General features: G+C 66.5%; 21 protein-coding genes. 6 read left to right on the top strand and 15 right to left on the bottom strand.

What is annotated here, in order from left to right; all coding sequences use genetic code 11:
* The first annotated feature begins 1 nt into the window (after nucleotide 1).
* A complete protein-coding gene (locus V6X73_RS02540) occupies nucleotides 2-3,808 on the top strand; it encodes a YhdP family protein (protein ID WP_367957887.1) in 3,807 nt (1,268 codons plus the stop codon).
* Nucleotides 3,795-4,637: a carbon-nitrogen hydrolase family protein gene (locus tag V6X73_RS02535; RefSeq protein ID WP_367957888.1), complete on the top strand. Its 843-nt coding sequence runs from the start codon at nucleotides 3,795-3,797 to the stop codon at nucleotides 4,635-4,637. Before V6X73_RS02540 ends, V6X73_RS02535 begins: the two co-directional genes overlap by 14 nt.
* Here V6X73_RS02535 and V6X73_RS02530 read toward each other — a convergent pair.
* From V6X73_RS02530 to V6X73_RS02510, 5 genes are read right to left on the bottom strand one after another with little or no spacing between them, the layout of a single operon-like run.
* Nucleotides 4,600-5,433: a symmetrical bis(5'-nucleosyl)-tetraphosphatase gene (locus tag V6X73_RS02530; RefSeq protein ID WP_367957889.1), complete on the bottom strand. Its 834-nt coding sequence runs from the start codon at nucleotides 5,431-5,433 to the stop codon at nucleotides 4,600-4,602. The genes V6X73_RS02535 and V6X73_RS02530 overlap by 38 nt on opposite strands.
* A 3-nt stretch (nucleotides 5,434-5,436) precedes the next feature.
* The gene (gene rsmA / locus V6X73_RS02525) at nucleotides 5,437-6,237 is read right to left on the bottom strand and encodes a 16S rRNA (adenine(1518)-N(6)/adenine(1519)-N(6))-dimethyltransferase RsmA (protein ID WP_367957890.1); all 801 of its coding nucleotides are present in this window, start codon (nucleotides 6,235-6,237) and stop codon (nucleotides 5,437-5,439) included.
* Nucleotides 6,238-6,241: 4 nt separating this feature from the next.
* Nucleotides 6,242-7,204, bottom strand: coding sequence for a 4-hydroxythreonine-4-phosphate dehydrogenase PdxA (gene pdxA / locus V6X73_RS02520; RefSeq protein ID WP_367957891.1), 963 nt, complete (start codon nucleotides 7,202-7,204; stop codon nucleotides 6,242-6,244).
* Nucleotides 7,201-8,487, bottom strand: a complete 1,287-nt coding sequence (locus tag V6X73_RS02515; RefSeq protein WP_367957892.1) for a peptidylprolyl isomerase — start codon at nucleotides 8,485-8,487, stop codon at nucleotides 7,201-7,203. The genes pdxA and V6X73_RS02515 overlap by 4 nt, the downstream gene beginning before the upstream one ends.
* Before the next feature lie 3 nt (nucleotides 8,488-8,490).
* Complete coding sequence (locus V6X73_RS02510) at nucleotides 8,491-10,632, bottom strand: LPS-assembly protein LptD (protein ID WP_367981211.1); 2,142 nt, start codon at nucleotides 10,630-10,632, stop codon at nucleotides 8,491-8,493.
* Between the two features lie 140 nt (nucleotides 10,633-10,772).
* Between V6X73_RS02510 and V6X73_RS02505 the strand changes: the two genes are divergently transcribed.
* Nucleotides 10,773-11,759 carry an aminoglycoside phosphotransferase family protein gene (locus V6X73_RS02505; RefSeq protein ID WP_367957894.1) on the top strand — a complete coding sequence of 329 codons (987 nt, stop codon included), beginning with the start codon at nucleotides 10,773-10,775 and terminating at the stop codon, nucleotides 11,757-11,759.
* Nucleotides 11,756-12,424: an N-acetylmuramate alpha-1-phosphate uridylyltransferase MurU gene (murU, locus tag V6X73_RS02500; RefSeq protein ID WP_367957895.1), complete on the top strand. Its 669-nt coding sequence runs from the start codon at nucleotides 11,756-11,758 to the stop codon at nucleotides 12,422-12,424. The genes V6X73_RS02505 and murU overlap by 4 nt, the downstream gene beginning before the upstream one ends.
* Here the strand turns inward: murU and lipB are convergent.
* From lipB to V6X73_RS02450, 10 genes are all read right to left on the bottom strand, one after another.
* Nucleotides 12,411-13,028 (bottom strand): lipoyl(octanoyl) transferase LipB, encoded by a 618-nt coding sequence (lipB, locus tag V6X73_RS02495; protein WP_367957896.1) that lies wholly within the window; start codon nucleotides 13,026-13,028, stop codon nucleotides 12,411-12,413. The two genes, murU and lipB, sit on opposite strands and share 14 nt — an antisense overlap.
* Nucleotides 13,028-13,294, bottom strand: a complete 267-nt coding sequence (locus tag V6X73_RS02490) for a YbeD family protein (RefSeq protein ID WP_367957897.1) — start codon at nucleotides 13,292-13,294, stop codon at nucleotides 13,028-13,030. Before V6X73_RS02490 ends, lipB begins: the two co-directional genes overlap by 1 nt.
* Complete coding sequence (locus V6X73_RS02485; protein WP_367957898.1) at nucleotides 13,291-14,436, bottom strand: D-alanyl-D-alanine carboxypeptidase family protein; 1,146 nt, start codon at nucleotides 14,434-14,436, stop codon at nucleotides 13,291-13,293. Before V6X73_RS02485 ends, V6X73_RS02490 begins: the two co-directional genes overlap by 4 nt.
* Nucleotides 14,437-14,447: 11 nt before the next feature.
* Complete coding sequence (locus tag V6X73_RS02480; RefSeq protein WP_367957899.1) at nucleotides 14,448-15,257, bottom strand: septal ring lytic transglycosylase RlpA family protein; 810 nt, start codon at nucleotides 15,255-15,257, stop codon at nucleotides 14,448-14,450.
* Nucleotides 15,254-16,258: a lytic murein transglycosylase B gene (mltB, locus tag V6X73_RS02475; RefSeq protein ID WP_367957900.1), complete on the bottom strand. Its 1,005-nt coding sequence runs from the start codon at nucleotides 16,256-16,258 to the stop codon at nucleotides 15,254-15,256. The genes V6X73_RS02480 and mltB overlap by 4 nt, the downstream gene beginning before the upstream one ends.
* Complete coding sequence (gene rodA, locus V6X73_RS02470; protein ID WP_367981210.1) at nucleotides 16,255-17,397, bottom strand: rod shape-determining protein RodA; 1,143 nt, start codon at nucleotides 17,395-17,397, stop codon at nucleotides 16,255-16,257. Before rodA ends, mltB begins: the two co-directional genes overlap by 4 nt.
* The gene (gene mrdA / locus V6X73_RS02465) at nucleotides 17,366-19,213 is read right to left on the bottom strand and encodes a penicillin-binding protein 2 (RefSeq protein WP_367957902.1); all 1,848 of its coding nucleotides are present in this window, start codon (nucleotides 19,211-19,213) and stop codon (nucleotides 17,366-17,368) included. Before mrdA ends, rodA begins: the two co-directional genes overlap by 32 nt.
* Nucleotide 19,214: 1 nt before the next feature.
* Entirely contained in the window at nucleotides 19,215-19,703 is a 489-nt protein-coding gene (gene mreD / locus V6X73_RS02460) for a rod shape-determining protein MreD (protein WP_367957903.1), read from the bottom strand.
* Nucleotides 19,696-20,568, bottom strand: coding sequence for a rod shape-determining protein MreC (gene mreC, locus V6X73_RS02455; RefSeq protein WP_367958378.1), 873 nt, complete (start codon nucleotides 20,566-20,568; stop codon nucleotides 19,696-19,698). Before mreC ends, mreD begins: the two co-directional genes overlap by 8 nt.
* Nucleotides 20,569-20,650: 82 nt before the next feature.
* Entirely contained in the window at nucleotides 20,651-21,694 is a 1,044-nt protein-coding gene (locus V6X73_RS02450) for a rod shape-determining protein (protein WP_367957904.1), read from the bottom strand.
* Between the two features lie 117 nt (nucleotides 21,695-21,811).
* On the opposite strand from V6X73_RS02450, the gene gatC reads away from it, so the two are divergent.
* Both gatC and gatA read left to right on the top strand, forming a co-directional pair.
* The gene (gatC, locus tag V6X73_RS02445; protein ID WP_367957905.1) at nucleotides 21,812-22,099 is read left to right on the top strand and encodes an Asp-tRNA(Asn)/Glu-tRNA(Gln) amidotransferase subunit GatC; all 288 of its coding nucleotides are present in this window, start codon (nucleotides 21,812-21,814) and stop codon (nucleotides 22,097-22,099) included.
* Between the two features lie 29 nt (nucleotides 22,100-22,128).
* Nucleotides 22,129-23,586 (top strand): Asp-tRNA(Asn)/Glu-tRNA(Gln) amidotransferase subunit GatA, encoded by a 1,458-nt coding sequence (gene gatA, locus V6X73_RS02440; protein WP_367957906.1) that lies wholly within the window; start codon nucleotides 22,129-22,131, stop codon nucleotides 23,584-23,586.
* Nucleotides 23,587-23,591 lie beyond the last annotated feature (5 nt).

Raw genomic sequence — 23,591 nt, 5'->3', positions numbered from 1 at the left:
CATGTCGCTGCGTCGAACACTCCATCGCTGGATCTGGCCGCAGCGAGGCGAGCGGCTCAAAGCCACGATCGTCTACGGGTTGGTGGCGATCGTCATTGCCGCGGCGGTGGCACTCACCGGGGTGCGGCTGGTCTTTGCGATCGCACCATCGCTTACCCAGGTGGTCGAGACAGCGCTTGCCAAGCGCCTGGGGCGGCCGATCACCATTACCCGACTGGACGCCGAGCTCCAGGGCTGGCGCCCCGGCCTGACCCTGGAAGGCGTGGCCCTGGGCCTGCCCGCCGGCGTCGATTCGCCCCTGGAATCGCCGCTGCGGCTCGAACGCTTGACGCTGGGCATCGAGCCCTGGGAGAGCCTGCTGGCCGGCGAACTCAGGCTGCATTCGCTGGAGGCGGGTGATCTGGCCATCACGCTGCGCCGTGGCGCATCCGGTAAGTGGCGGCTCTCGGGGCTGGCCAGGGAGCCGGCAGCGGTTGGCGTCAATGCCCCGCTGGGCTTGCTGCAGCGCTTGCCGGTGGACCGGTTGTTGATCCGTGACGCCAGCGTGACCATTGCCGATGGGCGCAACGACACCCGGGTGACCTTTGCGCCCGCGGCGCTGCGCTGGCAGCGCGAGGCCGCCGGCCAGTGGCGGGTGGCGCTGGATGGCCGGGCGGGTGATCAACGCATCACCGCGAGGGCGGATGTCAACGCCGGTGACAACCTGGGTGCCCGCATCTATGTGGATTTCAGCGACCTCTCCCCGGACGGCATGGCACCGATTGCCGGCAATCTCATCCCGTCCGGGTTGCAGGGGCGTTTCTCGGGCGAGGCCTGGCTCGCGTGGGACGAGCAGGGCCTGGGCCGGGGGACGGTTGCATTGCGCGGCGATTCGCTGGGGTGGCTGGCCGGCGGGGTCGAGCGCTTTGCCGGTCGCATTGGGCTGAGTCGTCAAGCCGGCGGCTGGCAGGGCGTGGTTGTCGCTGACGAGGTCGCCGGCGATCATGGCGTGTGGTCATCGCTGCCGCCGATCGGTGTCGCCCGCAGCGATGACCAGTCCCCCTGGCGTCTTGCTGCCCCGGCCCTTGATCCCGGCGCGCCGGGTTATGCCGCGTTGCAGGCGATGACCGGTGTGGCGGTCAAACGGGGCGGCCTTCGAGATCTGTCCCTGGTCTGGGATGGGCCCCAGGACTGGCGCTTTGAAAGCCGGTTCACCCGGGTCCGTGTGAATGGCGGGCCCCCGGATGTGACGATCGAGGATGGGCAGGGTGCGCTTGCGATGGGCCCGGTCGGCGGACGCGTGGACTTTGCGGCGGCGGGGTTGAGGGTGGCCGCGCCGGCGCTGCTTCGTCAGCCGGTGGGCTTGCAGCAGATCAGCGGGGCGCTGGCCTGGGCCCATGGCGAAAGCGGCCCTCGGGTGATGGCGGTCGAAGGGCTCGAAGCCCGTTACGACGAGGCCGATCTGCAGCTCGACGCCCGGGTCTGGCCCGCGCAATCCGAGCGCTCGGCGTGGGTCGATCTGACAGCCTCGGTGGGGTCGATGCCCGTCTCGGCGGCGATGCGCCATCTGCCGGTGGGGGTGATGGATGATCGGTTGGTGGCCTGGCTCGATGGCGCCATTGGACCGGGCCGGCTGAGCGGCGGTCGGCTGCGGTTTTTGGGTCCGCTGCAGTCGTTTCCGTTCGATCGGGGTCGGGGCGTGTTCGACCTGCGGCTTGACCTTGCCGATCTGGTTTTTCGCTTCTCCCGACAGTGGCCAGCCATTGAGGCGCTCTCCGGGGTGGTGCGGTTCAACAATCGGGCGCTTGGCATTCGTGCCGATGGCGGGCGGATCGGTTCGCTCCCCGTGGTGGGCGGCAGCGCCCGGATCGAGGACCTGTGGCGCCCCCGGCTTTTGGTGAATGCCGGTTTTAACGGGCCGCTATCCGCCATGCAGTCGGTGCTGGCGCAATCACCGCTTGTGCCCTCGGCGGCGTTTCTGGACGGCCTGACCCTGGAGGGCGCGGGCGGACTCGATCTGAGGCTTGGCTTTCCCTTTGAGGGGCGTCCGGTGTCGGTGGACGGGGTCCTCGATGTGGATGGTGCCGGGCTGGCCCTCGAGCGGCCGGCTATCCGCATCGATGATTTAAGCGGTGCCATCCGCTTCGACGAGCGGGGCCCGGCCTGGGACAGCCTGCAAGGCCGTCTAGGCGATCATATCCTGGTCTCGGAGGCATCAACCACCGGGCCGCCGGATGACGGTGAGTTGCGGATCCAGGTCAATGCCCGTCTACCCATATCGGCGATCCCCGGGGGTGGGTCCTTCGCCGAGGGTGCCGAGGGCGTGGCGCCCTGGCGAATGGTCTTGCAGCGGCCGGCTTTTGGCGGCGACCCACTGCGTCTTGCGGACACCCGATTGACCCTCGAGACGGCCCTGGATGGGATCGCACTCGATTGGCCGCTGGGGCTCGACAAGCCGGCGGATGCCCGGACCCCGCTGGCGGCGGAATTCGTCTGGCAAGGGGCACAGGCGCTGCGGTTTGATATCGATTATGACGACCGGCTGCGGCTGCAGGGGCGGCATGCGGATGGTCGCCTCCAGGCCCTGGGCGGGCGTCTGGGCGCCGGCGAGGCGGTGGCGGCACCGGCCAATGGGACACGGCTGGTGGGGGCATTGCCGGTACTGGCCGCGGATGATTTGCTGGGCAGTGGCGACGGTCGGGCGGGCGGCGGTCTCAGGGATTTGCCAGAGCCACTGGATGTGGCGGTGGCGCTGGATGGATTCAGGCTGGGGCGTTGGCAGGTGGGCGAAACCCGGATCGAGGCGTTGGGCGAGGCCGATCGCTGGCGGATCGGATTGACCGGCGCGGCGCAGGGTGAAATCCGTTGGCCCGGGGAGGATGGGCGCCTGACGATACGCCTTGAACGCCTCGAGGCGACCATCCCTTCGACGCGCTCGCTGCCGCCGTCGTCGGCCGCCTCGACCGCCCCCGAGGCGGTCCGCGAGCCGGTGGGTCCGGATCTGGATATCCGCATCGGGTCGTTGATGGTGGCCGGACGGGCGGTTGGCCAGCTGGACTTCCAACGCCGGGATGCGGGCAAGGCCTCGGCGAGCGCGCAACTGAGCGTGGCCGGTGGGCCGGCCGACCTTGATGTCGAGATCCGTCGGCAGCCGGATGAAAACGCCGGTAACCGGCTCGAGTTCGATCTCTTTACCCGCGATGGTGGTGCCGTCGTGCGTGCCCTTGGGCTGCAGCGCATCCTAGATGGGGCGACCGGGTCGGTGACCGGGGATCTACGCTGGGTCGGGCCGCTGTTCCGGCCCATTGTCCCGACCCTGAGCGGCAAATTGTCGCTGGATCTGCGCAATGGGTCGTTGCCGGCGGTGGAACCCGGCGCCAGCCGTGCGCTCGGGCTTTTCAGTCTGTCCGTCCTGCCCCGGCGGCTGGATCTGGATTTCTCGGATGTGGTGGGCGAGGGGCTGCAGTTCGATTCGCTCAAAGGCGACTGGCAGGCCCGGGCCGGTACGCTCTACACCGACAATCTCTCGCTTGAGGGGCCGTCGCTCAACCTGGCCGTGACCGGCAGTACCGATCTGGTACGGCGCCGCTACAACCAGCGGGTGACCGTCACCCCACGTATTTCCTCGGCGCTGTCCTTTCTGGGCGGGTTGGCTGGCGGACCGCCGGCGGCGGTCTTTTTGTTCCTCACCCGCGGCATGCTCGAGTCCGGGGTGGAGCGGCTGGCAGAATTCCAGTACCGCATTGTCGGGCCCTGGGCGGATCCGCGTTTTGAATTGCTCACACCCATCGGACCGGATGGGGAGGAGGATAGCGATGAGCAGTCCTGAGCGGGTGGTGGCTGCGGTGCAGATGGTCTCCAATGACGATCGGCCGCAAAACCTGGCCGCCGCCGAGCGGCTGATCGCCCGCGCCTGCGACCAGGGCGCCCGGCTGGTGGTTCTGCCCGAGAATTTTGCTTTTATGGGACGCCGGGATGGCGATGTCGTCGGCCAGGGCGAGCCGGACGGCGACGGCCCCATTCAGGCCTTTCTGGCCGATCAGGCGGCCCGTCATCGCGTCACCCTGGTCGGCGGCAGCGTGCCGATCACCGGCCCCGAAGCCGGCCGGGTGCGCAGTGCCTGCCTGGTCCATGGCCCGGATGGTCAACGCCTCGGTCGCTACGACAAGTGTCACCTTTTTGATGTCACGCTGGCCAATGGCGAGGCCTACCGCGAGTCGGACAGTTTTGCCCCGGGACCGCAACCGGTCGTGGTCTCCACCCCGGCGGGACGGCTGGGACTGTCGATCTGCTATGACCTGCGCTTTCCCGAGCATTATCTCGCCCTCGCCAGGGCAGACGCCGAGATACTGCTGGCACCATCGGCTTTTACCGCGACCACCGGCGCCGCTCACTGGGCGTCACTGGTGCGTGCCCGGGCGATCGAAAACCTCTGCCCGGTGGTGGCGCCGGATCAGGGCGGCCAGCACGCCAATGGCCGGGCCACCCATGGCGAGTCCATGGTAGTGGATGCCTGGGGCGGGGTGGTGGCGGCCTGCGGGATCGGCGACGGTGAGGGCGTTGCCGTGGCCGGCCTCGACCCCGCTCAGCGGGACCAGCTGCGCCGACGGATTCCGGCGGCTACGGCTCGGATGCAGTCGGGCAATCCAGATGAGTGAACGCCGGCGCCGCGGAGTCCAGTCGCACCGCCGTTAACTGCCCACCCCACAGACAACCGGTATCCAGGGTGATCAGGCCATCGTGCCGGCGGCATCCCAGACGCGACCAATGACCGGTAATCAATGTCCGGCCCAAGGCGCCAAGATCGCGGCCGGGGGTGGCGTACCACGGGAAAAGACCCGCCGGGGCGGCTTCCGGCGGACCGTTCTCGCCCATGTCCAATCGGCCATCGGCACGGCAGAAGCGCATCCGCGTGAAGGCATTGATGATAAACCGAAGCCTCGGCCACCCCGTGAGGTCGAGCTGCCATTGGGCCGGCTCGTTGCCATAGAGGTTGGCGAACAGCGCCGGCGCCTGGCGACTGCGCAACACCGCCGTTGCCTCGCGGGCCCGATCGTGCGCCTCGGCAAGCCCCCACTGCGGCGGGATGCCGGCATGCACCACCGAGTACCGGGTGCCGGATACATCGACCAACAGCGGCCGATGCTGCAGCCACTCGAGGAGTGGCTCGCGGTCGTCGGCTTCGAGTAGCGGACCGAGCTGATCCGACGGTCGGGCGGCGCCGGTCCCATGGGCCACGGCCAGCGCGTGGAGATCGTGGTTGCCCAGCACACTCTCGGCGTTGGCCCCGAGATCGCGAATGAATCGCAGCGTCTCCACCGGCTGGGGTCCCCGGCCGATCAGGTCGCCGGTAAAGTAGAGCCGGTCGTCGGCCGGGTCGAACCGCAACCGCTCAAGCAGCCGCTCGAGCGGCTCGAGGCAGGCATGGACATCACCAATGACGTAATCGGCCATGGGTTAGCGCACCGCTGGGGTCGGGTTGCGCTGGTATTCCGCCGCGAGTCGACCGAAATCCGCCAGTGTCAGGTTTTCGGCCCGTTCTGCCGGTGCCACCTGTGCGCGCTCCAGCGCGGCGGCATCGAGGATCCGGCGAAGTGCGTTGCGCAAAGTCTTACGCCGCTGGGCGAAGGCATGGCTGACAACGGTGGCCAGTGCCTTGTCATCCACGCCGGGCAGCGGTGGCTTGTCATGGGGGATAAGGCGGACAAAGCGCGATGTCACCCGCGGTGCCGGCCGGAAGGCCTGTGCCGGGGCTTCGAACAGCGGGACGACACGGCACCGGGCCTGGATCATGACAGACAGCCGGCCGTAGGCGCGGCTACCCGCTTCGGCGCCCATCCGGTCGACCACTTCTTTTTGCAGCAGCAAATGCAAATCCGTGACCGCCGCCGGTTCGGCGGTGAGGTGAAAGAGCAGCGGCGAGGACAGGTTGTAGGGCAGGTTGCCGACGACCCGCAGCGGTTGATCGGCATCCGCCAGGCCAGAGAGCGGGTGGGCCAGGGCATCGCCTTTGATGAGGGTAAGCCGTGATGCATCGCCGCCGCATGCATCGGGCAGTGCGGCGGCCAGATCGCGGTCGAGCTCGATGGCCGTCAACCGGACACCGGCGGCGAGCAACGGGCGCGTCAGCGCACCATGGCCCGGGCCGATCTCGACAAAGGTTTCCTCCGCCCGGGGGTCGATGGCACTGATCATGGCCTGCCGCACCTGGGGGTCGTGGAGAAAGTTCTGACCAAACCGTCGCCGGGCCTGATGCATCGGATCAAGCGTCCTGGACGATCATGCGCCGGGCCTCGGCGACCGCCGCATGCAGGCTGCCCGGATCGGCGCTGCCCGTGCCCGCCAGGTCCAGCGCTGTGCCATGATCCACCGAGGTGCGGATGATCGGCAGGCCCAGGGTGACATTCACGGCCCGGCCAAACCCGGCATGCTTGAGCACGGGCAGCCCCTGGTCGTGATACATGGCGAGCACTGCGTCGGCCTGGTCCAGCTGCCGGGGGGTGAACAGCGTGTCCGCCGGCAGGGGGCCGGTGAGCTGCATCCCCTCGCGGCGCAGGGCCTCGATCACCGGCGTGATGATCTCGATTTCCTCGCCGCCCAGATGGCCCCCCTCTCCGGCGTGGGGATTGAGTCCGGCCACGAGGATCCGTGGCGCCGGAAGCAGATAGCGGGTCTGCAGATCGTGGTGGAGGATGCGCAACGTCTGCAAAAGACGGCTTCGGGTGATGGCCTCGGGGACGGCCTGCAACGGAAGATGGGTCGTCACCAGTGCCACACGCAATCCGCCTGCCACCAGCATCATGACGGGCAGATCCGCTTTGGTGAATTCCGCCAGGAACTCGGTATGCCCACTGAAACAGTAGCCGGCGTCATTGATCACGCCCTTGTGAACCGGGCCGGTCACCATGGCCTGGAATTCATCGTCCAGACAGCCCTGGGCCGCGCGTCTGAGGGTTGCCAGGACATGATCGGCGTTATGTCGGTCCAGATGCCCGGGGCTGACCGGGGCATTCGTCGGGACGGGCAGTACCTCGATCACGCCGGGATCGGCCGGCGTAGCGGGGTGATACTCGGCGGTGCGGATGCCATGGACGGTCAGCAGGGCCGGATCGGTCACCGCCACCAACCGGCAGTCGCCGAACGCTTCGGCCAGCGAGGCGATCAGTTCCGGACCGACGCCCGCGGGTTCTCCCGGGGTCAGGGCGATGCAGGGGCGATCACTCATCGCAGGCCGTCGAGACGAATCTCCACATAGGCTTCCTCTCGCAGCTCGCGCAGCCACAGCTCGGTTTCTTCCTCGGCCTTTCGTTGACGCACCGCCTCGGCGGCTTCTTCGCGGGCCAATTGCTCACTGACGGCCTGCTCGCGCCACGCCATGACTTCGGCGATATGCCAGCCGCCCCGGCTGCGGAAGGGCTGGCTGATCGCCCCGGCCTCGAGGCGACGGACCACCTCGGCAAAGCTGGGCGGCAGGTTGGCGGGGTTCACCCAGCCCAGCTCGCCGCCGGCCGTGGCACTGGTGGGGTCATCGGAGTTGGCGCGGGCGAGGGTCGAGAAATCGCTGCCGGATAGGATGCGTTCGCGCAGTGTCTGCAGCCGCAGCCGGGCGTCCGCATCGGTGACGACTTCGTTGGTCTCGATGAGGATATGACGCAGCTGGGCCTGTCGGACGGTCTGCTGTTCGCTGCCGCGTTGATCATCCAGTCGGTAGATCTGAAAGCCCGCCGGTGTGCGGACCGGATCGGTGATTTCCCCGGCCGCCAGGGTTTCGACCGCCTCACGAGCCGAGGCCGGCAGCTGCGAAGCGGGGCGCCAGCCCAGGTCGCCGCCTTCGAGCGCATTACGCGCATCGGAGGCTGTGGCGGCCAGCCTTGCAAAGGCCTCGCCGTCGCGTAGTTGCTGGACGATCTGCTGCGCCTCATCGCGGGCGGCTTCAATGGACGCCGGCGAGGCCGCCTCGGGGACGCCGATGAGGATTCGCGAGAGGCGGTATTCGCGTCCGGGCGCCTGGTTGCGGGCGATGAACTGATCGATCTCCTGCTCGCTGACATCCACCCGGCGGTTCATCTCTTGCTGGCGCAGCCGATTAAGCACAATGTCGCGACGGATCTGTTCGCGGAAACGGGCCATGTTCAGCCCCTCGGCGCTGAGCGCGTCGCGCAGCCCGGCCAGGCTCAGGCCATTGCGCTCGGCGACCTGCCGGACGGCGGCGTCCACGGTGGCGTTGTCGACCCGGATGCCGCGGCGCTCGGCGACGTTCATCTGCAGTGTCTGCATGATCAGTCGCTCGAGAACCTGGCGACGCAGCTGCTGCGGTTGCGGCATGCGGACATTGCGTCGCTCGAGCTCGCGGCGCACCGTGGTGATTTCGGCTTCGAGTTCCGACGCCAGCACGACGTCATCATTGACCAGCGCGACGATACGCTCGAGCGAGACCGCCTCGGCGGCAGCCGGCGGTATGCCGGTGACGAACAACAGAAAAAGGCAGGCAAGGAGCTTTCGCGTCATGGTCTAGAATCCCGGGTCGTAGCCGTCGATTTCGTCGCGCAGGAACGGCCGGATTCTATCACCGATCCCCCCCAGCCCACGCAATTCGAGCTCGATCATGAATGTCCGCTCCACCTGTGGGGTATCGGCGGTGGCCCGCTGCAGCCGGTCCTCCATCACGATCCGCCAGGCGTGGCAGCAGCCGCTCTGCTCCAGGCCAATGAATTCCTGACGATTGCGATGCGTGTCCAGGTCTTCGAGCCAGCCGGCAAACACCCGCAGGTCCGGGCGCAGCTGCAGCGCCAGCGAGAGCTCTGCCTGGTTGAGCGTGGTCTGGCCGTCCACCTCGCGTTGTCGAAGGCCCAGATTGAGGACCTGATCTGCCGATCCCTGCCAGCGCAGTCGACTGCGTAGCTCGCTGTTGCCGCTCTGCTCGGGGTCCCAGCGGTAGTCGAGCTCTGCGGTATAACCGCTAGGCAGTGACAGGCGCAGCTCGGTGACATAATCCGAGCGATCGCGCGGGGCATCGTCGTGGAGATAGAAGACCTGACCTGCAGCGGCCCGCAGATAGGTCCGGCCGCTGGCCTGATCGCGATAGCGGGTGGTCAGGCCCAGGCTGACCTGCTCGGTGTGGTCGATGCCGAATGCGGTGCTGCGAAAAAGCCGCGAAAAGGTGCCATCGCTGCTGCTGGTGCTAAAGCTTGGCAACTCATCCTGGTCCCGGTCCGGGACGTTTCGATAGAACACCCGTGGCTCGAGGGTCTGATAGACACCGTCAAACAACGTCTCGGGCCGCTCCAGATAAAGGCGGGCATCGGCGGTGACAATCGGCACCGAGACCGACGGCTCGGGATCGCTGCGATCGCTGTTCTCAAGGTCATACCCGGTGTGCTGCCAGGCGATCGCTGGCTCGAACCGATAGGCCAGTGTCCGCAGCGGCAGACTCAGTCGCGGGCTGAAATGGTATTCAACGCCCTGCTCGGTGGCCGGGTCGTCTTTGTAGAAATCGGTCCATTCGGCGGCCGCATCGAAGGCGAGCGGCCCCAGCCGCCGGGTCGGTTGGTAGCCAAGCTGCAGCCGCGGCCGCCGGGCGTAGGGCGACCGGGCGTCGGCTTCAACCCGCTGCCAGGACTGGGCGTCCACCGAAGCCAGCCAGCCATTCTCTGCCCACGACAGCGCGGCCTGGCTTTCGAGAAACGAGGCGGATCGATAGTCGAACTCGTCGCCGAAATGATCGCTGAAGGCGGTGTCGCTGGTGCGCTGCTGGATCAGTCGACCCCGCCAGGCGTTGCCGATATGCAGCCGGTGATCCTGGTTGATCGCCCATCGGTCGTCGCCGAACCGATCGTCATCGGGCAGGTAGCTACCCGAGACCTCGCCGGAGAGCGCCGGCTCGAGGTAGCGGAACTCGGCGTCGGCCAGCAGACCGCGCTTCCAGTACGAAGTGGGCGTGAATGTCGCGTCGTAGTTGGGGGCGATGTTCCAGTACCAAGGCAGTGCGATGGTCGAGCCATTGCGCTGTGACTGCTCAATGGTCGGGGAAAGAAAGCCGGTGAGGCGCTCATCGCCCAGCGGAAACTGCAGGTAGGGCGTGTAGAAAACCGGCAGCGAACCCAGCGACAGGACCGCGTGTCGGGCTTTGCCCTGACGGGTCCGGGTGTTGAGCCGCGCCTCGCGCGCCTGCAGGGTCCAGAACGCGTTGCCCGGCATGCAGGTGCTCAGGCTGACGCGATGAAAACGGCTTCTGACCCGGTCGGTTCGTTCGATGCTTGCCGCCGACCCCTGGAGATGGCCGGTGGCGAGTCGATATTCACCCACCCCCTCGAACCGGCCACGGTCGTTGTCGAGCCAGTAACGGGCGCGCTCGGCGCTGATCAGCAGATCTTGTTCGCGCAGCTCGATGCCGCCCTCAGCGTCCAGACGCTGTGTGGCGGTGTCATAGCGGATCCGCTCACTGCGGAAGGTCTGATCCGCACGACGGATCACCACGTCGCCCTCAAAGCGGTAAACCGGTGGGTCACCCCGGGTCTGGCTGCGCCCGGCGTCGATTTCGACCGGTCTGTCCGGGTCATCGCGCAGTGCCGGGTCGCCCTCGGCCGGTGGCAATAGCGGGGCCCCGCAGAGGGCCCATTGGCCGGCGGGCTGGGCGGTGGCGGTCGCTGTCAAAAGCGCAAATGCAACACTGGTAACGGGGGCAAGACGCATGGGTTGGGGTGCCGGCTTGTTCGGGTGGATTGTACGGGTCATTGAAAGGGCAAAAGGGTACCCTATGGGCTGCGATGGGGCACGCACGGAGTCAACTGGATATGACCGCCACCGATAACCGGGAATGTCGCCGGGCCCTGGCCACGTGGCTGCAGGGGATGGGGCTGTCAGCGTCGGGGCTGACAGGCATTGCCGGAGATGCCGGGGGACGGCGGTATTATCGCCTTGCCACAGCGCAAGGCACCCGCGTGGTCATGGACGCCAGCGATGATCCCGGCTCGGTTGCGCCTTTCGTACGCGTTCGCGCCTTGATGGATGCCGCTGGACTGCATGTCCCGGCGATCCACGCCGCCGATCCCGAACGGGGATTTTGCTTGCTCGAGGACCTGGGCGAGGAGAGCTTTTTGCAGGTCTTTCGGCAAAAAGGCGCGGATACGGCCATGGAAGCGGCCATCCAGGCACTGGTTCGCTGGCAGTCATTCGAGTTGGCCGATGCGCTGCCGCCGTACAACGGCGAGCGGCTCTATGCCGAGCTCGATCTCTTTGCCGTCTGGTATGTGCAGCGGCACCTGGGGGTGCAACCGACGCCGGGTTGGTGGCAGTGCTGGCGCGAGGGCTGCGAGCGGCTGGTCCACTCGGCACTGGCGCAGCCCCGGGTCGGTGTCCACCGCGATTTCATGGCTCGCAATCTGATCAAAAGCCGGCCCTCGCCGGGAGTGATCGATTTCCAGGACGCGCTCATCGGGCCGGTGACCTACGACCTGGCCAGTCTGTTACGCGACGCCTTTTTCTCGTGGCCCGAGCGCCAGGAGCAATACTGGATCCAGCGGTATCGGGCGCGGGCAGCAGCCGCGGGCATCCCGCTGCCCGATGGTTTTACCCAGGCCCTGGACTGGATGGCCGCCCAGCGGCATCTCAAAGTCCTGGGCATCTTCGCCCGGTTGGCCCACCGTGATGGCAAGCCGGCGTACATTGCCGATGCGCCGCGTTTTCTGGATTACCTCGCCACCGAGCTGGCCGGCTATGACGCGCTCAAGCCGCTGGCCGGGCTGATTGCGGCGCTGCCCTCGCCAGCGGGGGCGCGATGAATGCCATGATCCTGGCCGCCGGGCGCGGTGAGCGCATGCGGCCGCTGACGGATCATTGCCCCAAGCCACTGCTGACCGTCGGCGGCCAGAGCCTGCTGGATTGGCATCTCCACCGGCTGGCCGGGGCGGGGTTTGAGCGGGTGGTGATCAATACCGCCTGGCTGGGGGCGCGGATACGCGATCATGTCGGCGTCCACGCACCGACCGGAGTGGATATCGCGATCAGTGACGAGGGCGCAACACCGCTTGAGACCGCCGGTGGCATCAAAAAAGCGCTGCCGTTGCTGGGAGATGCCCCGTTTGTGGTGATCAACGGCGATATCTGGAGCGATTTCGATCTTGCCCGGCTGCCGATGGCGCCGGAAGGGCTGGGCCATCTCGTGCTGGTGGACAATCCGGATTACCATCCCCGGGGCGATTTTGCCCTGCATCGGGATCGATTGACGGTGGAGGGGCCAGGCAAGCGCCTGACCTTCGCCGGTATCGGTGTCTACCGACCCGAGCTTTTTGTCGGCCAGTCGTCGGGGCCGGCGCCGTTGGGGCCGCTGCTGCACCGGGCCTGTGCGCGTTGCCAGCTCACCGGTGAGCATCACACCGGGATCTGGGTGGATGTCGGCACACCCGGCCGGCTTGCCGCACTGGATGCCCGGCTCAGTGCGCGCTGAGCTGGTGGCGTAGATGATCCTCCAGTGCTTGCCAGGCCTCGGCCATGGATAACCGCACACCCAGCCTCGCCAGATCGGTCACCGGCATGCCGGCATGGCCACAGGGGTTGATGCGCTGGTAGGGGGTCAGGTCCATATCGATGTTCACCGCGACGCCATGATAGCTGCAGCCCCGTCGCACCCGCAGCCCCAGCGCCGCGATCTTGGCATCGCCCACGTACACCCCGGGGGCATCGGTGCGGGCCGTGGCATGGATGCGGTGGGTGGCAAGCCAGGCGATGACCGTTTGCTCCAGGAGGGTGACCAGTCCGCGGATGCCCAACCGCCGGCGGCGCAGATCGAGCAACGGATAGAGGATTGCCTGGCCGGGCCCGTGATAGGTCACCTGACCGCCACGGTCGGTCTCGATCAGAGGGATGTCGCCCGCATCGAGCACATGCTCGGGTCGGCCGGCCTGACCCAGGGTGAACACCGGGGGGTGTTCGACCCGCCAGATTTCGTCGGTCGTGCGGGTTTCGCGCTGGTCGGTGAACCGTCGCATGGCTTGCCAGACGGCCGAATAATCGACCCGCCCCCAGTCGCGGCTGACCGGTTCGATGTCCATTACAGCGTGGCGAGGACTTCGTCGTGGCCCTGCAGGTCGGCATAGATGGCGTTGAGCTGGTCCAGGCTTTTGGCGGTCACGGTGACGGTGACCGACAGATAGCTGCCATTGCGGCTTGGCTGGGTGTTGACCCGCTCACGACTGGCATCCGGCGCATGGGTCTGGACGACGGCCAGCACCGCGCTCACCAGCGTCTCGCTGTGGCGGCCCATGGCCTTGATGGGAAATTCGCAGGGAAAAGTCAGTCCCTCGGCTTGTGCTTTCATTCCAGCCACAGCAGCAGTTCGTCGATCACCCGGCTGATGATGCCCCCTTCGGCGATCGTCTCAAGGGCAACGATGTCCTGTTCGGTGACGGTCTCATCACCGATGGTGACCGCCAGACGGCCGACGGGTTCGCCGGCGTCCACCGGTGCCTCGATCTGGCCATCCAGTGCCAGCCGGGCATCGAGGCGGTCGTAGGCGCGTGCGGGGATGGTCACGAAAAGGTCCTGCGTGACCCCGACGGGCAGGTTGTCGGCCTGACCTTTCCAGATGCGGGGTGTCTCGATGGCCTCGCCGGCGGCGTAGAGGCGGTGGGTTTCAAAGAAGCGGTAACCGTAGTTGAGCAAGGCCTTGGACTGCTCGACCCGTGCCCCGGGGTTGTCGGCGCCCATCACCACCGAGATCAGCCGCATGCCATCGCGATCGGCCGAGGTGGCCAGACAATAACCGGCTGTCTCGGTATAGCCGGTTTTGACACCATCCACGGTCTCGTCCTGCCAGAGCATCCGGTTGCGGTTGAACTGCTCGATGTCGTTCCAGGTGAATGCCCGCTGCGAGTAATAATCGTAGTAATCGGGGAAGCGCTCGATCAGCGCCTGGACAAGCCGTGCGGTATCGGCGGCGGTGGAGTAATGCTCGGGGTCGGGCAGACCCGCCGCGTTGGTGTAATGGGTATCTGCCATGCCCAGTTCCCGGGCGTACTGGTTCATGAGCTCGGCGAAGGTCGCCTCGGTGCCGGCGATGTGCTCGGCCAGCGCCACGCTGGCGTCATTGCCCGATTGGATGATCATCCCGCGGAGCAGGTTCTCGACGCTCACCCGGTCGCCGACTTCGATGAACATCCGCGACCCCGGCGCCCGCCATGCCCGTTCACTCACTCGGACCTGTTCGTTCAGCGTCATGTTGCCGGCCTTCAGCTCGCTGAAGGTGACAAAAGCGGTCATGACCTTGGTCAGACTGGCGGGATCCCGTCGCAGGTCGCTTTGCTCATCAACCAGGACACGACCGCTGTGGAAGTCCATCAGGATGTAGCTCTCGGCGCCCAGTGCCGGCGGCGCCGGTGTCGGGATCGGCTGCGTCTGGGCGGCGGCCGGATGGGCCAACGCAAAACTTAGCAGTAACAACAGGGCAAACAATCTGGGCATGGTCGGTTATCTCAGTCAAAGGTCGGTGCGTCAGAGGGAATAATGACATGCCCCGGTTCAAAATTGGTACGCTGGAGCTCATCACTCAAACGATCGACGGCGGCAATGTCCGGCAAGGGGCCGAGTCGCACCCGGTGCAGCCCATCATCCCCTTGATGGATTGCCGGCGCCGCCGAAATGGCCGAGGCCACCAGTCGGTCGGCCAGACGCCGGGCGTTGTCCACGGCATCGAACGCCGCCATCTGGATCCAGTAGCCCGGCGCGGCCGACGAGGGCGTGCTGGCGACCCGCGGCGAGCGGCTCGGTGCCGGTGCCTCGGGTGTGACCACCTGGATCTCGACCGGTGCGGTGCCGGTGTCGAGCATGCCCAGCTTGGCCGCGGCGGCGTAGGACAGGTCAATGATGCGGTTGGCCGCAAAGGGGCCACGGTCGTTGACCTTGACCACGATCTCGCGGTTGTTGCCGAGATGGCGCACCGCCACCCAGGTGGGCAGCGGCAGGTGCTTGTGGGCCGCGGTCATGGCGTACATGTCGTAGGGCTCGCCGCTGGAGGTCCGCCGGCCGTGGAACTTGCTGCCATACCATGAGGCGATGCCGCGCTCGCGAAAGCCATCGGCGCTTTCCATGACCCGATAGCGCTGACCGAAGACCTCGTACTCGTCCGGGTTGCCGTAACGGCTGTGGGGGACGTCCCGGGGCACGGCGTCCGGAATGGCCGCGGGGTTGTCGATGACCCGCCCGGGGCCGTCACCGGGCTCGGGCAGCATCGTGCCACAACCCCCCAGCAGCAACGCCAGTCCCAGGACGACGGCAAGCCTCACTGTCGCGCCTCCCGGATTGCCTCGGCGAGCTGCCAGACCGCCATCGCATACAGCGGGCTGTGGTTGTAGCGGGTGATGACATAAAAGTTCTCGAGGGTCACCCAGTGCTCGACACCGTCTTCGAGCCCGAGCTCGAGCAGCCGAGCCGGCTGTCCGCCGGCCAGATTCGCCGTCGTCTCAACCCCGGCGGCCCGCAGTTCGGCAACCCGATCCCGGGGTTTGAGATCATCGCGACGGTATGCTCGCCACGCATCGCCACGCGTTTGTGCCCGCACGGCGACCGGTGCGCCCGGTTGCCAGCCATGGTCGGCGAAATAGCGCCCGACACTGCCGATGGCATCGGCGGGCTGGTTGAAAAGATCGCGCCGGCCATCGCCGTTGAAATCCACGGCGTAGGCCCGATAGCTGCTGCTGATGAATTGCGGCACACCCATGGCCCCGGCGTACGAACCCAGGGGGGCGGTCGGGTCGATCGATTCCTCGCGGGTGAGCTGGAGGAACGCCTCGAGCTCGCTGCGGAAGAAATCCGCCCGCGGGGGGTAGGCGAACGCCAGGGTGCGCAGCGCATCCAGCACCCGGTGACGGCCTCGATAGCGTCCGTAATAGGTCTCGATACCGATAATGGCAACGACCATATGCGGCGGCACACCGTAGCGAGCCTCGACCTTTGCAAGCCACTGGCTATGTTCGTCCCAGTAGGCGACCCCGCCGTCGATGCGCTCGCGGGTCAGGAAGATGCCCCGGTAGCGGTGCCAGGGCAGGGCCTCGGCGGGGTTGCTGATGGCATCGATGATATCGGGCTGGTGGCTGGCCTCTTCTATCAGCAGGGTCCGGAGTTGTTGGGCGTTCATGCCATGACGCTCGGCCATTTCATCGGCGAACGCGCGGATGGCCGCCGGATCCGCCGGATCCTGGGTTGTGGTCGAGGCCGCACAGCCGCTGGTCAGGGCGGCCGCCAGGGCGAGTACGACAAGCGCAGCGGAGCGAATGGCTGGTTTCACGATGACCACATGCGGCGATGGGTATGGATGGCCATGAGAATACCGAAGCCGGCGAGAAGCGTCACCATGGACGAGCCGCCATAGCTGATCAGCGGCAGCGGCAGGCCCACCACCGGCAACAGCCCTGAGACCATGCCAATGTTGACAAAGCAGTAGACAAAAAAGGTCAGCGTGATGCCGCCGGCGAGCAGACGCGAGAAGTTGTCCTGGGCCTCGTGGGCGATCCAGAGCCCCCGAGCGATGATGGCCAGATAGACCCCGAACACCAGCAGCACGCCAAGGAAGCCGAACTCCTCGGCCATGACGGCAAAGACAAAGTCCGTGTGGCGCTCGGGGATGAACTCCAGATGGGCCTGGGTGCCATCCATCCATCCCTTGCCGTACAGACCGCCCGAGCCGATGGCAATCTGCGACTGGATGATGTTGTAGCCCGCGCCTAGTGGATCGCGTTCCGGATCCAGGAAGGTCAGCACCCGGTCTTTCTGGTAATCCTGCATCCCGAACATCCACAAAACCGGGGCGGCGGCGGCGATTAGGCATGCCCCGAGGGCCAGCAAGCGCCATCCCAGGCCGGCCAGAAAGAGGACCGCCACGCCGGCGGCGGCCACTAGGATAGCGGTCCCCAGGTCCGGTTGGATGCCAATCATGGCCACCGGAACGGCGATCATCGCCAGGGCCTGCAATGATCCACCCAGTGTGACCGGTAGGGTGTCCCGGGCCACCAGCCAGGCAACCATCATCGGCAGGGCGAGTTTCATGAACTCCGAGGGCTGCAGGTTGAAAAACCCAAGATCCAGCCACCGCCGGGCGCCGCCACCCATCTGACCGATGACCAGCACGGCGATCAAAAGCAGCGTGACCCCGGCAAAGATCCACGGCGCCATGCGATAGAGCCGGGATGGGGGGATTTGCGCAAGCACGGCCATGGCGCCCAGACCGATCGCCAGGCGCAGCCAGTGCCCCTGAACGGGTTCGATGCGCCCGCCAAAGGCGCTGTAGAGGACAACCAAGCCGATGCCCGATAACAAAAGGATCAGCGCCAGCAGCACGCCATCCAAATGCAGGATGCGCTGTAGCAGACTGCCGGTTGCCCGGCGTGCGGTCTGATCAAGGCCTTCCGGTGACCAGCTCACCTTCATCCTCCAGTTGTCGGATCCATGCATCGATCACGGTCCGGGCCATGGGGGCGGCGGTCTGACTGCCGCTGCCGCCGTTCTCGACGACCACCGCCACGCTGATCCGCGGATCCGCCACCGGCGCGAAGGCCGTGAACAGGGCGTGGTCGTGGAAGCGCTCATCGAGCGCGTCTTCGTCGTACTCTTCGTCCTGACCGATGCCAATGACCTGGGCGGTGCCGGTCTTGCCGGCGATTTGATAAGGCAGTTCCCGGCCGATGGCCCGGGCCGTGCCTTGCCGGCCATGGACGGTCTCGACCATCGAGTCGATGGTGACCTGCCAGAGCGACTCATCATCGAGTCGTAGCGGTTCGATGGGGCTTGCTTGGTCGTTGTCACCCAGCAGCAGGCTCGGCCGGACCGCCTCGCCACGGTTGGCGAGTATCGCGGTCGAGGCGGCCATCTGGATGGGGGTGGCAAGGGTGAACCCCTGGCCGATTCCCGTGTTCACCGTCTCGCCGTGATACCACGGCTCGTCCAGGTTGCGTCGTTTCCAGGCCCTGGATGGCATGACACCCTGCCGCTCGCCGGGCAGGTCGATGCCGGTCAGACGCCCGAAGCCAAAACGCGTCATCCACTCGTGCATGGCATCGATGCCCATGCGATAGGCAAGGTCGTAGAAATAGATGTCGCAGGACTGGGCCACCGCCTGGATAAAGTCGACCCGGCCGTGTCCCTCGGGCTTCCAGTCCCGCCAGGTCCGCTCCACATTCGGCAAATGGTAGCGGCCGTTGCAGAACATCGTCTCGTCCGGGTCGATGACGCCGGCAGCCGCCGCGGCCAGGGCCAGGAAAGGCTTGACCACCGAGCCGGGCGGGTAGCGTCCGCGCAAGGCGCGGTTGAAAAGCGGCTGGTCGGGATCGGCGCGCAGGGCCTCGAAGCTTGACGGCTCGAGCCCGTCCGCCAGGGCATTGGGGTCGAAACCCGGCCGGCTGGTGAGCGCGAGGATTTCTCCGCTGCGGGGGTCCATGGCCACAATCGCGCCGCGGTGGTCGCCCAGCGCATCGGCCGCAACCGACTGGAGTTCGATATCCAGGGACAGCTGCAGGTCTTCGCCCGGTTGGGGCGCCTGGCGTTCGAGGGTCTCCAGCGAGCGGCCCAACGCGTTGGTCTCGATGCGCGCGAGCCCCATCTCGCCCCGCAGGCGGTCCTCATACCAGCGCTCCACGCCGGATTTGCCGATCACGCTGGTGCCTCGGTACCGGCGTGGGTCGCGCTCGCGCAGTTCGGACTCGCTGATCCGCCCGACATAGCCGACCACATGGCTGCCGATCGGGCCATGAGGGTAGTGCCGAGCCAGGTGGGGGCGGACTTCTACCCCGGGAAAGCGGTGTCGGTTGACCGACAGGGCGGCGACCTCGGCCTGGCTCAGCCGGGCTTTCAGAGGCACTTCCTGGAAGCTGCGGGCGCGTCGCAGGGTGTCGCGGAAGGTCGCCACGGTCTTTGGGTCGAGCTCGACGACCTCACCCAACGCCGAGAGCAATCCTGGCATGTCATCGACCTGCTCGGGGATGACGGTCAGGCGAAAGGCGGGACGATTCTCGGCCAGGATGCGGCCGTCGCGGTCGCGGATCAGCCCACGGGTCGGGGTCAATGGGGCAAGGCGGACACGATTGTCCTGTGAGCGGGCCGCGAAGTGATCGTACTCGATGACCTGCAGATAGCTGATGCGGGCGGCCAGGGCGAAGAATGCCGCGGCGACGAGCACCGCCACCACCCCGATCCGGCCGCGGACAATGCGTTTTTCGCCGGTCTTGTCCCGCAGCAGTTCGAGACTCATGTCAGCTGACCCGGTAGTAGCGACGCAGAAACCGCAACACGGCAAACACCAACGGCCAGATCAGCGTACCGGTCACCGCCGGCAACCAGAACCGCCAGTCGTTGACCGGTTCGGCCAGCAATCCACGGCTGACAAGCAGTATCAGCCGGATCAGCAGCATCAGCACCAACACCGTCAGCGCCTGCTGCCAGATGGGCACGTTGCGGATCCGCTGATAGAGCTGGATGGTGAGATATGCCGCGACGGCGTAGGCCAGGGCGTGGGCTCCGAGGGGGGTGGCCTGGAGGACATCTTGTAGGAGCCCCACCGTCCAGGCGACGCCAACGCCGACCCGCTCGGGCAAGGCAAGCGCCCAGTAGATCAGCACCAGGGCGCTCCACTCGGGGCGCCATACCTGCCAACCCGCCGGCAGGGGGAGGATGCTCAGCACCAGGGCAAGACCAATGGTGACGAGGATGATCCACAGACCCTGACGGCGCGCGCTATTCATCGTCCGCTCCGGGGGTCGCCTCGGCCGGGTTGTCTGGCCCGCGGCCAGGCCGCTCGAGGATCAGCAGCACCTCCTGGACCCGCCCCAACGCCCCCAGGGGGTCGACTTCGATGCGCGAGAAAGGCTCGCCCGGATCGGTGACCACCTGACGGACCTCGCCGACCGGGTAGCCGGCGGGAAAGCGGCCGCCCAGACCCGAGGTGACCAACAGATCACCGGCACGGATATCGGCATTGTTGGGCAGGCTGGTGATGCTCAGCGTGTTGATACGGCCGGTGCCCAAGGCGACGGTCCGCAGCCCGTTGCGATTGACCTGGACCGGCAGCCCATGACTCGGGTCGCTGATCAAGCGCACCGTGGCGCTGAGCCGTGAGACCCGTTCCACCTGGCCGATCACACCGGTGCTATCGATAACCGGCTGGCCGACATGGACACCGGCGGCGCTGCCCTTGTCGATCTGCAGCAGGTGGCTGAACGGATCCAGATCCACCTGCATTAGCTCGGCGATCAGCACCGGTCGTTCGAGTTCGTAGGACGAGTCGAGCAGGCGGCGCAGGCGGATGTTCTCGACTTCCAGGGCATCCAGCCGCTGCAGTCTTGCCTCGTAGATTTTCTGGCGATCGCGCAGGCGCTGGTTTTCGGCAATCAGTTCGCGCCGGCTGCGAAGTGACTCGCCGGTCAGATCGATCAGATTGCCGGGCAGCTCGGCGGCCATCTTGATCGGGTGGGTCAGGGTCGAGAGGTGGCGGCGCAGTGGGTCGGTCAGGCCCTGGCGATGATCCAGGGTCAGCAAAAGGACCGACAGCATGACCAGCAGAATCAGGCGTGCCGTTGTTGATGGTCCCTGCGAGAAAAGCGGTTTAATAGCGGCCTACCCTCCGTCCAGTTCAGCCGGAAAGACTAGCGGCGGGTCGGTGGCGGCTCAACACGCCCGGCTTGGCGAGGCGCTATTCACTGGTGAACAGATCGGCGCCTTTTTCGTCCATCAGCTCCAGGGCGCGGCCGCCGCCGCGGGCGACGCAGGTGAGCGGGTCTTCGGCGATCACCACCGGCAGGCCGGTTTCTTCCATGAGCAGCCGGTCGATGTTGCGCAAAAGCGCCCCACCGCCGGTCAGCACGATGCCGCGCTCGGCCACGTCGGCACCAAGCTCCGGCGGGGTCTGCTCCAGGGCCGTTTTTACGGCCCCGACGATCCCCGACAAGGGCTCTTGCAGGGCCTCGAGCATTTCGTTGCTGTTTAGGGTAAAGCTGCGGGGGATGCCCTGCGCCAGGTTGCGGCCCTTGATTTCGAGTTCGCGCACCTCGTTGCCCGGGAAGGCCTGGCCGATTTCGTGCTTGATCCGCTCGGCGGTCGCCTCGCCGATGAGGATGCCGTAGTTGCGACGCACATAGTTGACGATGGCCTCGTCGAACCGATCGCCGCCGATGCGCACCGAGGCCGAGTAGACGATGCCATTGAGTGACAGCACGGCCACCTCCGAGGTTCCCCCGCCAATGTCCAGAACCATCGACCCGCGGGCCTCACCCACGGGCATGCTCGCACCGATTGCCGCCGCCATCGGCTCTTCGATCAAATAGACCTCGCGGGCACCGGCGCCGGCAGCGGACTCGCGGATTGCGCGGCGCTCGACCTGTGTCGAGCCGCAGGGCACGCATACCAGCACCCGCGGGCTGGGGCGGAAAAACCGCGCCTCGTGGACCTTTTTGATGAAGTACTGCAGCATCTTTTCGGTGACCGTGAAATCGGCGATGACCCCGTCTTTCAGCGGCCGGATGGCGCGGATGGTGCCGGGGGTGCGGCCGAGCATGAGCTTGGCTTCGTGGCCGACCGCTGCAATGGTCTTGGGACCACCGTCGCGATCCTGACGGATGGCCACCACCGACGGTTCGTCCAGCAGAATGGACTGCCCGCGCGAGTAGATCAGCGTATTGGCGGTGCCCAGATCGATGGAGAGATCGTTGGAGAAGATGCCCCGAATGCCCTTGAACATGCGTTTTCCAGCCGGTGAAGACAATCCGTTAATCTATCAACGGGTAGGGGTTTGGGCAAGTTATCGGCTGTGGTAACTTGAACGGCTGATCCCAGCGACGATCGGGGAAGCACTACCATGTCCATTGATGCGGCAGAAGTCGGGCAGATTGCCCATCTGGCGCGGCTCGACATCGGCCCGGAAGATGCCGAATCCCATGCCCATAATCTCTCCGGGATTCTCGCGTTTGTCGAGCAGCTCAGCGCGGTGGATACCGAGGGCGTCCAGCCGCTCGCCCATCCGCTGGAGATGACCCAGCGGCTGCGGCCTGATGAGGTCAACGAAACCAATCAGCGCGAGGCGTTCCAGTCTCTGGCGCCCGCGACCCGTGATGGCCATTACCTGGTGCCCCGCGTTATCGAGTGATCGCCGCCGAGCGGCAGGACTGAAACCCTATGCATAATCGAACGATCGCCGAACTCGCCGATGCCATGGCGCGGGGCGAATGCTCCAGTGTCGAGCTGACCGAGTCCGCACTGGCCGCCATCGACTCGGCAAACGACTTGAACGCCTTTGTCACGGTGACCCCCGAAAGCGCCCTGGCGCAGGCCCGGGCGGCGGATGATGCCCGCCGCCGTGGCGAGGCGGGGGCGCTGACCGGTGTCCCCATCGCGCACAAGGATATCTTCTGCACCGCCGGGGTCCGCACCAGTTGCGGCAGTCGCATGCTGGATAACTTTGTCCCGCCCTACGATGCCTTTGTGGTGGAGAAGCTCCGGCGGGCGGGGGCCGTGATGGTGGGCAAAACCAATATGGATGAGTTCGCCATGGGCTCGTCCAACGAGACCAGCTGGTACGGCCCGGTCCGCAACCCATGGTCAAAAGACACCGTCCCCGGCGGGTCATCCGGTGGCTCGGCGGCGGCGGTGGCGGCCGGCCTGGTGCCGGCCACCACCGGCACCGATACCGGCGGGTCGATTCGTCAGCCGGCGGCGCTCACCGGCATCAGCGGGCTCAAGCCCACCTACGGCCGGGTATCGCGCTACGGAATGATCGCCTTTGCCTCGAGTCTGGATCAGGCCGGCCCCATGGCCGCCACGGCCGAGGATCTTTCGATCATGTTAACGGCGATGGCCGGGTTCGACCGCCGTGATTCGACCTGTGCCGACGAGCCGGTCACCGATTATCGGGCCGCCCTTGAAAAACACACCCTTAAGGGCCTGCGGGTGGGCCTGCCCCGGGAGTACTTCAATGCCGAAGGCATGGATGCCGGAGTGGCCATGGCCGTTCAGCAGGCCATCGAAGCCCTGCGGGCGGCCGGGGCCGAGCCGCGTGAGATCTCGCTGCCCAATAGCGGTCTGGCGGTGCCGGTCTACTATGTCATCGCCCCGGCCGAGGCATCCTCGAACCTGTCCCGCTTCGACGGGGTGCGCTACGGCCATCGCTGCGCCGAGCCCCGGGATCTGGAAGATCTCTACAAACGCAGCCGGGGCGAAGGATTTGGCGAAGAGGTCAAGCGACGCATCATGGTCGGGACCTATGCGCTGTCGGCGGGTTATTACGACGCCTACTACCTCAAGGCGCAGCAAGTCAGACGCATGATCCGCGACGATTTTGCCCGGGCCTTCGAACAGGTGGATGTGATCGCCGGGCCCACGGCGCCGTCGGTGGCCTTCGCGATTGGCGAGAAGGCCGATGATCCGGTGCAGATGTATCTATCGGATATCTTTACCATTGCGGTAAACCTCGCCGGGCTGCCGGCTGTGTCGATTCCGGCCGGCCAGAGCGGTGGTCTGCCGGTCGGGATGCAGCTCATCGGCAATCACTTTGATGAGGCCCGTCTGCTGGGCGCCGCCCATGGCTTTCAACAGCTCACCGACTGGCACAAGCAACGGCCGTCGCCGGAGGCATAGCAACG

The sequence above is a fragment of the Spiribacter pallidus genome (assembly GCF_040838495.1).
Lineage (GTDB): Bacteria > Pseudomonadota > Gammaproteobacteria > Nitrococcales > Nitrococcaceae > Spiribacter > Spiribacter pallidus.
Note: the sequence above shows the minus strand (reverse complement) of the source record. Positions and strands in the feature narration are given on the sequence as shown.